Here is a 14166-nt window from a genome sequence, read left to right as displayed (position 1 = left end):
CCCGCTTTTCAAATACCACATTAAAACTTATTATTGATTAATGTATTGAAAAAATGCCTAAAGTATTAGTTCTATTACTTCTTTGTTGCTCGGCCATTGCTCAAGATAATTATGTGGTGAAGTATTTCGATACACCCATTGAGTTAGATGGCAAATTAGACGACGAGCATTGGAAAAAAATGCAGTCCATAGGGGATTTTTGGCAGTATTTCCCATCTGACAGTACCGAAGCTCAGTATAATACACATATCTATATAGGCTATGACAATCAGAATATTTACCTCGGGGCAATCATGGAGTCAATGGGTAATGAATATGTTATACCCACCCTTAAACGTGACTTCCGCGGTGGGGGCAATGACAATATCTCTTTCGTATTTGACACATTTCGCGATAATACAAATGCCTTCTTATTTGGCATAAATCCACTTGGAGTTCAGCGTGAGGCTCTTATTTCAAATGGGGGTAGCAACGACAATTTTTTTAATGGGTCATGGGATAACAAATGGCAATCAGAAACCTTCATTGGTGAAAAATATTGGAGCTGCGAACTCATAATACCATTATCCACACTAAGATTTAAAAAAGGTAGTAAAGAGTGGTTTTTTAAATCATACAGATTTGATACACAATCAAATGAAAATTCTGTTTCGGTAAAGGTTCCACAGAACCAAATCATTATGTCTCTCGGATATGCACAGCCTATCCAATTTGAAAAACCCTTAGACAATACAGGTAAAAATATCTCCATTATACCATATATTTCTGGAGGTAAGTCAAAAGATTTTGAACATCATTTACCCCCTAAAAAGACATTTGGAATTGGTGGAGATGCTAAAATAGCCGTTACCTCTGGCCTAAACTTGGACCTCACGGTTAACCCTGACTTTTCAACTGTTGAAGTAGACCGTCAGGTGGTAAATCTAACTCGCTTTGATATCACTTTCCCAGAACAACGACAGTTTTTTATTGAAAACTCAGACCTTTTTACGGGTTTTGGTTCTTACAGTACTAATCCTTATGTGCCATCTAGTGGAGGAGTAACCAACAGCGGAAATCAAATAGTTAGTCCTTTTTTTAGCAGAAAAGTTGGAATAGCCTTTGACTCCACCACAGGTACAAACGTCCAAAATCCAATCTTATATGGCTTGCGATTAAGTGGAAAGCTCAACGATGACTGGAGAGTAGGTTTACTAAATACCATGACGGCCAACGAACCGGACAAAGGAATTCTCTCTACCAATTATACCGTAGGGGCGGTACAAAGGCGTGTTTTCCAGCGGTCAAACATTGCTGGTATTTTTGTAAACAATCAACTTATAAATCCATCGGCCGAATATAGCGGTAGTACCTTTGATAGGGTTGGAGGGCTTGAGTACAACCATCAATCGCTAGATAATAAATGGTCTGGTAAACTCTTTTACCATCAATCATTTTCTGACGAAAGTTCTAAAAATGCTTTTGCTCATGGCTTTTTGATGAACTATACCATTAGAGCCTTTACGGCCAAATGGTCGCATGATTATGTAGGGGAAGATTTCCGTTCCACTTCTGGTTTTATTCCTAGAACTAACTTTTTCCATATCAACCCTACTTTTGGGTTTAATTTTTATCCTAAAAAAGGTTTTTTAAACAGATATAGCTATGGAATAGCTTGGGATGAATATATTCAACCAGGATTAGGCCGAACCGACCTTCAGGCCGGGCCTTTTTTATCTTTGTCATTTAAGAATAGTGCTAGTACCCTTATTTCTTTCAATCGGAATTATACTTATTTATTCAGCTCTTTTGATGCTTTACGCTCCAATGGGAAAAGCCTAAGCCTACCCATTGGCACTGATTATACTTACCATAATATTCAGGCCACTATAGTAACAAACCGCAGAAATGCTTTTTACTTGGCACTTCAGCCCTTGATAGGCGAATATTATAATGGACGGATAATGTCACTTACCGGTGCCGCCATTTATAGGTTTCAACCTTACGCTTTATTAACACTTAACATGGCCTATAATGACATCAACTTGGAAAATGCGAGTAACAAGGTCTATGTAGTGGGTCCGAAATTAGAAGTCACTTTTAATAAAAAATTATTCTGGACTTCAAATTTACAATACAACAGCCAGTTTGATAACCTAAATGTTAACTCCAGATTACAATGGAGGTTTGCACAGGTTTCTGATATATTTTTAGTCTATTCAGACAATTATGACACAAATATTGGCGGTGTTAAAAACAGAGCTATATTAGCAAAAATGACATACTGGTTAAACCTTTAACAATCCCAATGGACATAGACCTTTCTTTAGTAGAGTTCCTACTTTTTGCTTTAGCTGGCATTTTTACGGGTATCATTAATACAATGGCTGGAAGTGGCTCACTCATTACCCTACCGATATTTATTTTCATGTGTGGGTTGCCACCGTCCATTGCCAACGCCACCAATAGAATAGGCGTGTTTATGCAATCTGGCGTAGCTGCTTTTAAGTATAACAAAACTTTCCCTGGCTTATATAAAGGTGTAGAATGGCTTGCTATCCCTGCCATTATTGGCTCCATAATAGGCTCTAAAGTAGCGGTAGATCTTGATGAAAAAACCATGAACTATAGCATCGGGATCCTTATGATAGCCATGCTTATCGTTCTTCTATTTAAACCTCAAAGATGGCTGGAAGAAACCGTGAGTGGTGGTGGCGGAAACAAAAAATCCCCTCTTTCCATTTTTGTCTTCTTCGTCATAGGTGTATATGGAGGTTTTTTACAAGCTGGTGTTGGCGTTTTTTTACTGGCAGGAATGGTTCTAGTCTCTAAATACAGTCTCAAACAAGCCAATGGCATTAAGCTGCTACTTGTCTTAGTATTTACTATCCCCTCTTTAGTTTTATTTGTTTATTACGATAAAATCCATTTTGGATATGGCATACTTATGGGAATTTTTCAATCTATTGGAGCTTGGTTAGGCGTTAAGTTTATTGCCAAAATCCCAAATGCCAATGTTTGGATTTACAGAATACTAATTATCGTAGTGGCCATTTCTGCCGCTAAGTTTTTTATTTAAACAAAAGCTATTCAGAGGGTCATTTCTCCGAAGTTCATTTTCATAAAACCAAATCTATTCGCTTAATGGATTGAGAATAACTTCGTAAGTTTAACACAAATAAATTATATTTTTTCTTGATAAAATTAGTCGAGTCAAAATAGAATATTTATAATTGTCAATCTTACACTTATTTAATCTTAACCTTAAAATATATGAATACTTTGGTAACCCTTGACTGGGTAGTTATAGCGGCATATTTCGCCTTACTGCTAGCTGTAGCCTGGTGGGTAGTTTCTAAAAAAGCAGAAAACAGTGAAGACTATTTCTTGGCTGGAAGAAACATGGGCTGGTTTGTGGTAGGTGCATCTATCTTCGCATCTAACATTGGGTCAGAACACGTAGTCGGCCTTGCGGGCTCAGGTGCAGCAGATAAATTCCCTTTATTGATTTATGAGCTACACGCCTGGGTAGTGGTTCTGTTAGGGTGGCTATTTCTCCCATTTTATGTAAGAAGTAATGTCTTCACCATGCCAGAGTTTCTTGAGAAAAGATTTGGATCAGAGGCCAGATGGTTTCTATCGCTTTTCAGTTTAGCCGCATATGTATTAACCAAAGTTTCTGTCACACTTTACGCTGGAGGAATTGTCATCTCCACACTTTTGGGTGTAACCTTTATGCAAGGAGCACTGGCCACCGTAATTCTAACCGGTATTTACACGGTGCTTGGAGGCATGAGAGCTGTGGTTTACACAGAAACACTCCAAGCCATCATTTTAGTGGTGGGTGCTGCCATGTTGACTTTCTTAGGTTTAGATGCCGCTGGTGGCTGGAATAGCGTTGTAGACACCGTAGGCCCTGAATATATGAACATGTGGCGTTCCATGGACGACAAAGATTACCCTTGGCATTGGCTGGTGCTTTCCTCTTCTATTGTTGGTATTTGGTATTGGTGTACAGACCAAGTGATTGTTCAGCGTGTGCTAACCGCCAAAAACATTAAAGAAGGAAGACGTGGAAGTATTTTTGGAGCATTCTTAAAATTAATGCCTGTATTCTTATTCCTTATTCCTGGGGTAATTGCTTTGGTATTAAAAATGAGAGGCGAGCTAGAATGGGCTACGCCAGACAGAGCATTCCCTGCTTTAATGATGCACGTTTTACCAGCAGGTTTGAGAGGTTTAGTGGCCGCAGGACTTATGGCAGCACTGATGTCTTCTTTAGCATCGGTATTTAACAGCTGCTCTACCCTTTTCACCATTGATATCTACAAAAAACTAAAACCAGATGCTTCTGAGAAGAAAATGGTGCAGGTGGGTAGAATAGCCACGGGTGTGGTCGTTTTATTGGGTATTCTTTGGGTTCCTATCATTGAAAGACTCGCAGGAGGTACACTTTATGAGTATCTTCAAAATGTGCAATCTTATATAGCTCCGCCAATTACAGCGGTGTTCTTATTGGGAATTTTCTCAAGTAGAATTAACAATAAAGGTGCTTTGGCTACCTTATTCTCAGGTATTATTATAGCAGGTATCCGTCTTACATTAGAGATTACTAAAGACTCAATGACAGAAGGAAGTATGATTTATAATTTTGCAGACATGAACTTTCTGAAGTTCTCTTCTTTCTTCTTCCTGTACTGTGTGGCCATTGCGGTTATTGTATCCATGTTTACACAAGCACAAGACAAAAAAGACCTTGCCGGACTTACTATCAGTACCGTTAGCGATGAAGACAAAGCAAAAAACAAAGCAAGTTTCAATTGGATAGATATTGGAGCCAGTCTTTTTGTAATCTCTATTGTAGTCTGGGTGATGATATATTTTAGCTAGGCATTTAGAATATTTATCTAAACCCTCTTCTTAATCGTATTAGGAAGAGGGTTTTTTATGCTAAATTTAGCCTTAAGTAATAAGCCTCCATCCTTGGAGAAATTACTTTTACAACCCTAATTAAGATTTCAATCATGAAACAACTCACTCTTTTCTTTTTAACAATACTTATGATATCATCCTGTAATTCAAACTCCGAAGAATCTTCTAACGAAAACATGCTTGCCAGCATTTCAGAATCCGTTTACGGCTCTTTAGCAGATGGAAGAGAAGCCAGCATATTCACTCTAAAAAATGCCAAAGGAATGGAAGTCACCATTACCAACTATGGCGGTAAAATTATCACTTGGACTGCCCCAGACAGAGAAGGCAATTATGAAAATGTGAACCTCGGCATGAAGAAACTAGAAGACTATTTTGATGGAGCCTCTTTCTTTGGTACGCTTGTAGGACGATTTGGAAATAGAATTGGTAATGCCAAATTTTCGTTAGATGGAGAAGAATTTCAATTAGTAGCTAATAACGGTGTCAATAACCTCCACAGTGGTGGTTTTGGTGTAGATAAAAACCTTTGGGATGCGGAAATCGTAGAAAGCGAAAACCCAACATTAAAATTAACCACGGTTTCTCCAGATGGTGCAGGTGGTTTCCCTGGGAATGTAACCGCCACAGTGACCTACACACTAATGCCAGACGACGCCCTTAAAATAGACTATAAAGCGACCACCGATAAACCAACGGTGGTTAACATGACTAACCATTCTTACTTTAACCTTGGTGGTTTTAAAAGAGATGTTTTAGAGCATGAGGTAACTATTCATGCAGACACTTATTTGCCAGTGGATGAAGGTTTAATTCCTTTCGGAATGCCCGCACCAGTGGCTGGAACTCCTTTCGACTTCACTACATCTCATGTCGTGGGAGAAAGAATCAACGACACTACAGATACGCAAATAAGCCGTGGCGGTGGCTACGACCACGCTTGGGTATTTACAGACAAGTCAAATAAAATGAAATTGGGTGCTTCTGTATTTGAGCCTACCACAGGTAGAGTAATGGAAGTTTACACCACAGAACCTGCGGTACAGTTTTACACTGGAAACTTTTTGACGGGTAAGCTAACAGGCCATAACGATGTCAATTATAAGAAAAGATGGGGCTTTTGTCTAGAAACGGAGCACTATCCAGATGCTCCAAACAAACCTGATTACCCAAGCACTACATTAAGACCAGGTGAGACTTACGAAACGACTACGATGTATAAATTTTCTGCGAAGTAGATATTAAAAAGATGAATGCACCCAAAGACAAAGAAATCATCAAAGGCGAAATAGCAGATTACTATTTCGACCATGGCGTATTGGTTTCTTTGTCTAAAGTGTTAAAAGGACTTTCGTAATCTTCATCCTTAACAAAACCTTCACTTTCAAAAAGCCATTTGACACATCATTTTTATTTATTTGCACCCTCATTCAACATCAACCATGAAAAAATTAATTTTTAGTACGCTAGCCATTTTATATGTTTTAGCAACGCAAGCTCAAACCAAAATTATAGCCCACCGTGGTTTTTCGGGAGTTGCTCCAGAAAATACCTTGGTTGCTTTTCAAAAAGCCATTGACGCAGGTGCGGAATATTTTGAATTAGATGTACACAGAACCAAGGACGACTCTTTAGTGGTTATTCATGATTACGATGTAGAAAGAACGAGCTCCAATGGTATGAAGGGCAAGATAGAAGAAATGACCTATGCAGAGATAGCACAAGTTACTGTGGGTGCCCCAAAAGAATTTGGCAAACAATACTCGGATGTAAAAATCCCTACTTTAAGAGAAGCATTGGCATATGCCAAAGGCAAAATAAAAGTATGTGTAGAGGTCAAAGTTTATGGCATAGAGGAAAGCGTTATGAAAACCATCAACGACCTAAAAGTAAACGATGAGGTAATTATTTTCTCTTTTTACTACCCTGTACTGGCCAAATTCAGAAAGCTAGATAGCCGAATACCGATACTCTATCTCAAAGGCAGAGCTGACGAACATATGTTAGACTACGCCAATGTATTAGACGCGACAGCGATAGGCGTGGGAACCAACACGCCTATAACGAAAGAATACATAGCCCAAGCTCATAAACAAGGTTTAGAAGTATGGCAATGGACCGTCAATGAGCAAGCTCAAATGAAAGAACTGGTGGACATGGGTATTGATGGAATTATCACCAATTACCCAGATAAAGCTTTAGAAGTTCGTTAAACGTAAGGCTCGTAATCTATCTCTAAAAATTCAGCGACATCTCTTACCCAATACGTTTGGACGAAATTGGTATGCTCTGGATGATTATTATAACCTTCATAGGCTTCCACATTTTCAAACTCCATAGAAAGTCCGTAATCAAAATTATTCTTCTTCCCTATTTGACGGAGACACTCAAACTTCTGTACACCTGGCAAAGCATCTAAATCTTTGGCGGCAGTTAAGAAATCTTGTTCTTCGGCGGAGCCCTTTGGATATTTCAATTTGAAAACTACGGTATGTCGTATCATCTGCTTTTCCTTTAGAAGGTTTCCTTTTAAACCAGTTCCGCTAACATTAAGTGCCCCTACACCTCAGTCATTTATCAAAGAATTATTGTGGAGCATCTAAAAATCCACACAAAGCGTTGAATTAAATCTACATATATCATCTTACAAACGCTGGAACAAATTTTTCTAACTGATGGATAAGCATTTGTAAACTTAAAAATTAAAATTATGAAACGTTTAATCTTATCTATAGCCTTACTTCCTCTTTTATTCGCTTGTAATAATGGTTCTTCCACAGATGAAGCAGAAAATGAAATGGAAGATGAAACAGTGGTTATTGCAGAATCAGAAGAAGCGGTGGCAGTAATCAATCCTAAAAGTGGCAGCAAAATTACCGGTACCGTTAACTTTTCAGATGTCGATGGCACCGTTGAAATGGATGCCAGAATTGAAGGTCTTGCGGTAGGAAACCACGCCATACATATTCATGAAGTTGGGGATTGTTCTTCAACAGATGGTAAAAGTGCGGGGGGACACTGGAACCCAACGAACGAAGCACACGGAAAATGGGATACGCCACCATTTCATACAGGTGACATAGGAAACTTAGAAGTGGGAGAAGATGGTGTAGGAACATTAACACTCACTACCGACAAGTGGTGTGTTGGCTGTGAAGACTCAGAGAAAAACATTATTGGCAAAGCCATCATTATTCATGAAGGACCAGACGATTTCTCTAGTCAACCGTCGGGAGCTGCAGGTCCTAGAATAGGTTGTGGAGAAATAGTAGAAAATAGTGTGATGTAATTAAGAAAACATTGAGCCATAAAAAAATGGGAGCAAATTTTAATTTGCCCCCATTTTTTTGCTTTATGTAATTAGTGTTTCAACATCCACACTCCCCTATTACCTCAATCTCTAATTTACTTCCGTCTATCCTATCTATTTTCATTGTGCCTTCATATTGCCAAGTTTCATCTTCGTGCCCTATTTCCTTCAGATCTAATTGAAGGCCGTAGTGTTCCGCTCTGCATTTATGTTTTACAATACCATCTTCATCATTCGCTTCATAAATTTCCAATTCCTCAAAAGTGTCACCAATCTTGATAAAAGCCAATTTCGAAAAGTCATCCACATAAATGTAACCCTCACTTTCTTTTCCTTTTTCCTTGTAGTAACAGGCACATCCATCTATAAGCTCTGGAAATTCCGTTCGCTCAAATGTTGAAAGATGAATAGTATTTACAGCCTCGGTAGCTCCTTCAAGCTCCTTTACCTTTTCAGCATTATTTTTATTTGATGAGCTACTACAAGCACCAAAAATTAAAGCTAGACCTAAAAATTTTATTGATTTTATCATATTATTTTAACGTACCTTCTTTGGCCTTTCTTATTAATCCTTCTTGTACCACCGAAGCCACCAATTTGCCCTTTTCGGTAAAAATGTTTCCTCTGGTAAAGCCTCTGGTATTGGAAGCACTTGGGCTGTCTAGAGCATAAAGCATCCATTCGTCAATCCTGAAATCTCTATGAAACCACATGGCATGATCCAAGCTCGCCATAAATAAGCCTTTCGGAATTGGGCCTTTGGTATGCGGTAAGGTGGCGGTTGTTAAAAGATTATAATCAGAAACATAGGTTAAAAGCATTTGGTGTATGTCTAATCCTGCTTCTACTTTCTCCTTCGCCTTAAACCAAATATGCTTGTAAGGTGGTTTTGTAGTTCTGTCAAAAACATTCAGTTTCTCCACCGGCCTAAACTCAAAAGGGCGTGTTTTGATAGATTGAAGAATATTTTGAGGAACAAAAAGTTTGTATTTATTCACTAAATCTTCATCAGATTTCAATCTCTCTGGCCCCACCACATTCGGCATGTCAATTTGATGGTCAAAACCCTCTTGTTTTGATTGAAAAGAGATAGAAGTAATAAAAATAGGGACGTTATTTTGCTTCGCCACCACTCTTCTAGTACTAAAACTGCCCCCGTCTCTTACGCTTTCTACCTCGTAATGAATAGGGATAGAAATATCTCCTGCCAATAAAAAATAGGCGTGCATGGAGTGAGCAAATCTATCTACAGGAACAGTTTTATAAGCTGCACTTACGGCCTGAGCAAGAACCTGACCTCCAAACACCCTGTTCCAAGGAGCTTGATAATTTTGCCCCACGTAAACATTTGGATTTAACTCCTTTAGTTCAATGAGGTTTATAAGTTCATTAATATCTTTCATGTTTTACTGTCTTATTTTTTGCCAATCTCTATTTTAGAAACAGACATTCTAATTTGTCAATGAACCACAAAATTACGGGATTTCTTTGACTCTCCTTTTTTGAACCCGGATTATACGATGGGGAATAGTTATGAGTATTAAAGTACAATAAATCAGATAATTAAAGGAAATTAGCAAAGCGTTTACCCTGAGATAATGTCGAAAGGCTATGGTGATTGAGCTTAAATGGGTTTTACGTACTGATTTGTGTTACCATGAGCTTGCTGATGGGAAGAAATCAACTACAGCTACACGCCGTAATCTTTAAGACATGCAAGCGATTTAAATCCTAGGTATATATAAAAGGAATAGATAAATTGTGCATTCAACCTAATCAATTCAACCTTGAAAACTAAAAACATATTACTAGGTTTATGCCTAATAGCTTTACCCTCTTGGGCTCAAAATAAAGCGATAAGCAATAAGCCTAATTTAGAGCTCCGCCAAGGAGCCTATTTTACACCAGAACAAGGCAAAGCAGAGCATGAACAATTAGCTAAATTATACAGCGATAAAGCTAACTGGCAAGAGAGGGCTGAAGCTATCCGTCAAGGAATTTTAGACGGAGCCGAAATTGACGAGCTGATAAGAAATCAGCCTGTAAAAGCCACTATACATTCCAAGAAGACTTTTGATGGCTATACGGTTGAGAATGTTTTCTTTGAAGCCTTTAAAGGAGTTTATGTTTCAGGAAATCTTTATAAGCCATCTATTACAAAAGGTAAAGTACCAGGAATTCTCTGTCCGCATGGGCATGGAACTGACATGCGTTTTAAAGAATATACGCAGCAGCGATGTGCGACATTGGCGAGAATGGGAGCCATTGTTTTTGCCTATGACATGGTAGGCCAAGGTGACATGAAACAAGCTGAACATAAAATAAAAAATGTACTAAAAGCACAATTGATCATAAGTACGCGTTCGGTTGATTTTATATCCCAATTACCTGAAGTAGATCAAACAAAACTAGCTATGACAGGAGAGTCAGGTGGAGGAACGCAGACCTTTTTGCTATCTGCCTTGGATGATAGAATTTCAGTTTCTGTTCCAGTAGTCATGGTCTCTTCTTACTTCTTTGGAGGCTGCCAATGTGAAAGCGGTATGCCTATCCATGTGAGAGAGCATCATAAAACGTCCAATGTTGAAATAGCCGCTTGCTTTGCCCCCAAACCACTCCTACTTGTTTCTGATGGAGACGATTGGACAAAATATAACCCCGAGGTAGCTGTACCTCATATTAAAAGAATTTATGGCTTCTATGATGCAGAGCAAAACATAGAAAATGTCCATTTGCCCAATGAAAAGCATGATTATGGTCCTTCTAAAAGACAAGCCGCTTATGCTTTCTTGGTCAAACATTTAAACCTAAACAGCACTCAGGTGTTAAGAGATGGAAGCTTTGATGAGTCAAAAAATACGATACTCAGCCCAGAAGAGTTAAGTGTTTTTAACAAAGCCTATCCTAGACCCGCTGATGCCGCCATGGGAAATGAAACTTTAGTATTGGCAATAGACGCTTATTAACGAAAACTCCTATTAATTTTAGGCATTAATAATTCCCTAAAAAAATGAATAAAACAAAATTAATCGCAGTCCTAGTTATTGCACTATCGGCCATTTGTGGCTTTGCAAATGCTCAAAAACCTAAAATCGAAAATAGTGTGGAACAGCTACGTCAACTTATGGTAGAGCCTACCAAAGAAGGACTAACTTCTATTGCACATTTTAAACTTTCTTATGGCCATTCTAATGGAAAACTAGAAAACAGAGACCAATTTATAGAAGCTCTAGTTTCTAAAAGTTCTGATTTCAAGGAAATCAAATTGACAAATCAAACGATTGAGACTATAGGAAATACAGCTATAGTTCGTCATAACTTATACGCCAAAACTTTTGATGGAGGTAAACCTGGAGAAGTCAAACTTCACATTATGACCGTTTGGTTGAAACAAAAGAAAGGTTGGGTACTGTTATCTAGACAAGCTGTAAAGATATAAAGCTATAAATTTGAAGAAGCCCTTATCTCTAAGGAAGTAGCAAGTTCTAGTTGTTTATAATCTTTCCCTTTTTTTTTGTTTTCAATATTATCTATCAAAATATTCACTGCCTCTGCACCCAACTCAAAAGCGGGTTGGGTTACGGTAGTCATAGAAGGGCTTAAAAGATCAGCAACTTTTAAATTGGTAAAACCCACAATGGCAATCTCATCTGGAATTTTCACCTTTAAGTTCTTTAATGCTCCATAGCAGCTTAAGGCATGTCTATCGCTAGCTGTAAAGATGGCGTCTGGACTTTCTTCTTTGATCAGCTTCCTAATGGTTTCGGTTAGGATTTCGGTTTTATTACTGTAGTCGAACTCAAAAAATTTCACCAAATTATCATTATAAGGAATGTCATGCTTTTCTAAAGCCGCACAATAACCAGCTAATCTTTCTTTTGTAATAGAAAGCACCGGTGGACTAGTGATATGTCCTATTCTTTTTCTGCCCATTTTAATCAGATGCTCCGTGGCGTCAAAAGCTCCTTGAAAATTATTCGCCACAACTTTGTTCGCTTTTAATCCTTGAGGAACGCGGTCGAAGAAAACCATAGGAAAGTCACCTTGTAGCAGACTTTCAATAAATGTAAAATCCGTAGTACGACCAGAAAGGGATAATAACACACCATCCAACTTCCTTGACAAAACATGCTCCAAACAAGCCCTTTCCTTTTCAGCAGACTCTTTGGTTTGAAAAATCATTACATGGTAACCTCTCTTTTGAGCGACCTCCTCGGCCCCATTTATGGCATTAGAAAAGAAATTATTGTCAATCTCAGGCACCAAAATACCTATGCTTCTCGATTTATTTTCTTTTAAACTTAAGGCTATGGGGTTAGGTCTATAGTTGACCTTTTTGACATAATCCAAAACTTTTTTTTTGGTGGCATCGCTAATTTCATAGCTACCCCTTATTGCACGGGATACCGTAGAGGTAGATAGATTTAATTCTTTCGCAATATCTTTAATCGTTACAGCCTCCAAACCATCGTATTTTAAATTATTATTGGTAAATATCGGAATAACTCGAGCAATCAAACCAGGTCTCAAAATTATTCTATTTCAATTTACATTATAAAATTCAAAAAAATAATTACGGCAACGTTCCCGATAACGATTGCGTAAAAAAACAACTAGATACACTAGGCAAGGCATTCGCTATTCACTAATCTTGTCCATGCCCTGTTTTAATTGGATTTATAAAAATGTTTGTTCCATGACACCTATTGTCGCTTTGATAAACATAAAAACAAGGTGTCCTGAAGAGTCTAGTTAGAACAAAACACCTTCCTGAGCATGTATGGAAGCAAATGTTCATTAAGAAAATCAAAGTATTGAAATGATGAAAAAAAGTATTTACGCATTTGCAATTTTACTACTAGCAACAGCTTTTAAAACGAATGAAAATAAGGACATTAGGGTTTTCATGATTGGCGACAGCACCATGGCTAATAAAAACCCCGAGAATGCTCCTGAAACAGGATGGGGACAAGTTTTCCATGAGCTTTTTACCAACAAAGTAGAAATTCAGAATCATGCGAAAAACGGAAGAAGCACTAAAAGCTTTAGAGATTTAGGACATTGGGAAGCTGTTGAAAAACAATTAAAATCGGGCGATTATGTTTTCATTCAGTTTGGTCATAACGATCAAAAAGAATTAGACCCTACCAGGTACGCAGCTCCAAATACGGATTATAAAGAAAACCTCAAACGCTATATTTCTGAAACCAAGGCTAAAGGTGCCTATCCTGTTTTACTGACACCCATTAGTCGTAGAAAATATGGTGAAAATGGCAATTTAATTGACCAGCATGGCGACTACCCAGCAGCAGCTAGGCAACTTGCTTCAGAAATGCATATTCCTTTAATAGACATGCATAAGTCCAGTATGAAATTACTTTCGGAAATGGGCGAAGAAGACTCTAAAGATCTTTTTATGCATATCCTCCCAGATATTTATGATAAATTCCCTGACGGAATCGTTGACGATACCCATTTTTCACCTTACGGTGCTCGCGTAATGGCAAAACTAGTGGCCAATGCTGTGGTGGAACTGAAAATTCCATTAAAACATTATCTGACTAAATCTCCATATCCAGAGAAATATGTTTACGAGCTGCCAACAATTAATGAAGCTGTTTTCAAAAGGGATACTTTTAATATTATAAAATATGGAGCTAAAAGTGGCGGAATCAGTCTGTGCCATGAGCCCATCAATCAGGCCATATATAAAGCCTCAGAAAGTGGTGGTGGTGTCGTTTTAGTGCCAAAAGGATTTTGGCTTTGTGGTCCAATTGACCTTAAAAGCAATGTAAATCTTCATTTAGAAGAAGGTGCCCTTATTCAATTTTCAGATAACAGAAACGACTACCCGATAGTAGAAACGAGTTGGGAAGGCCAAGTAGCTTTTAGATCTCATGCTCCTATCTGGGGAGTCAACCTCGTTAATGTAGCCATAACGGGAA

General features: G+C 38.2%; 13 protein-coding genes. 9 read left to right on the top strand and 4 right to left on the bottom strand.

Features of this window, described 5'->3' with window-relative positions; translation table 11 throughout:
* Window positions 1–53 precede the first annotated feature (53 nt).
* From ACTBZY_RS01580 to ACTBZY_RS01560, 5 genes are all read left to right on the top strand, one after another.
* On the top strand, window positions 54–2279 hold the full coding sequence (locus tag ACTBZY_RS01580) for a DUF5916 domain-containing protein (protein ID WP_463044568.1): 2226 nt from the start codon (window positions 54–56) through the stop codon (window positions 2277–2279).
* Window positions 2280–2287: 8 nt separating this feature from the next.
* Window positions 2288–3058, top strand: coding sequence for a sulfite exporter TauE/SafE family protein (locus ACTBZY_RS01575; RefSeq protein WP_463044567.1), 771 nt, complete (start codon window positions 2288–2290; stop codon window positions 3056–3058).
* Between the two features lie 194 nt (window positions 3059–3252).
* Window positions 3253–4869, top strand: coding sequence for a sodium:solute symporter (locus tag ACTBZY_RS01570; RefSeq protein ID WP_463044566.1), 1617 nt, complete (start codon window positions 3253–3255; stop codon window positions 4867–4869).
* A gap of 134 nt (window positions 4870–5003) precedes the next feature.
* Window positions 5004–6149: an aldose epimerase family protein gene (locus ACTBZY_RS01565; RefSeq protein WP_463044565.1), complete on the top strand. Its 1146-nt coding sequence runs from the start codon at window positions 5004–5006 to the stop codon at window positions 6147–6149.
* Between the two features lie 204 nt (window positions 6150–6353).
* A complete protein-coding gene (locus ACTBZY_RS01560) occupies window positions 6354–7124 on the top strand; it encodes a glycerophosphodiester phosphodiesterase (protein WP_463044564.1) in 771 nt (256 codons plus the stop codon).
* On the opposite strand, the gene ACTBZY_RS01555 is transcribed toward ACTBZY_RS01560, so the two are convergent.
* Complete coding sequence (locus tag ACTBZY_RS01555) at window positions 7121–7414, bottom strand: Dabb family protein (protein WP_463044563.1); 294 nt, start codon at window positions 7412–7414, stop codon at window positions 7121–7123. The two genes, ACTBZY_RS01560 and ACTBZY_RS01555, sit on opposite strands and share 4 nt — an antisense overlap.
* A gap of 207 nt (window positions 7415–7621) precedes the next feature.
* On the opposite strand from ACTBZY_RS01555, the gene ACTBZY_RS01550 reads away from it, so the two are divergent.
* Window positions 7622–8200 carry a superoxide dismutase family protein gene (locus ACTBZY_RS01550; protein ID WP_463044562.1) on the top strand — a complete coding sequence of 193 codons (579 nt, stop codon included), beginning with the start codon at window positions 7622–7624 and terminating at the stop codon, window positions 8198–8200.
* A gap of 79 nt (window positions 8201–8279) precedes the next feature.
* Here the strand turns inward: ACTBZY_RS01550 and ACTBZY_RS01545 are convergent, their stop codons facing one another.
* On the bottom strand, window positions 8280–8753 hold the full coding sequence (locus ACTBZY_RS01545; protein WP_463044561.1) for a hypothetical protein: 474 nt from the start codon (window positions 8751–8753) through the stop codon (window positions 8280–8282).
* Window position 8754: 1 nt separating this feature from the next.
* On the bottom strand, window positions 8755–9624 hold the full coding sequence (locus tag ACTBZY_RS01540) for an acyl-CoA thioesterase (RefSeq protein ID WP_463044560.1): 870 nt from the start codon (window positions 9622–9624) through the stop codon (window positions 8755–8757).
* Between the two features lie 384 nt (window positions 9625–10008).
* On the opposite strand from ACTBZY_RS01540, the gene ACTBZY_RS01535 reads away from it, so the two are divergent.
* Complete coding sequence (locus ACTBZY_RS01535; RefSeq protein WP_463044559.1) at window positions 10009–11187, top strand: alpha/beta hydrolase family protein; 1179 nt, start codon at window positions 10009–10011, stop codon at window positions 11185–11187.
* A 44-nt stretch (window positions 11188–11231) separates the two neighbouring features.
* On the top strand, window positions 11232–11660 hold the full coding sequence (locus ACTBZY_RS01530) for a nuclear transport factor 2 family protein (RefSeq protein WP_463044558.1): 429 nt from the start codon (window positions 11232–11234) through the stop codon (window positions 11658–11660).
* Between the two features lie 2 nt (window positions 11661–11662).
* On the opposite strand, the gene ACTBZY_RS01525 is transcribed toward ACTBZY_RS01530, so the two are convergent.
* The gene (locus ACTBZY_RS01525) at window positions 11663–12751 is read right to left on the bottom strand and encodes a LacI family DNA-binding transcriptional regulator (RefSeq protein WP_463044557.1); all 1089 of its coding nucleotides are present in this window, start codon (window positions 12749–12751) and stop codon (window positions 11663–11665) included.
* Between the two features lie 289 nt (window positions 12752–13040).
* Between ACTBZY_RS01525 and ACTBZY_RS01520 the strand changes: the two genes are divergently transcribed.
* Window positions 13041–14166: rhamnogalacturonan acetylesterase (locus ACTBZY_RS01520; protein WP_463044556.1), on the top strand; the 1126-nt coding region annotated here is incomplete at its 3' end.

This window comes from Arcticibacterium sp. (assembly GCF_055134445.1).
The sequence above is the reverse complement of the archived record's forward strand: the minus strand, read 5'-3'. Positions and strand labels throughout refer to the sequence as shown.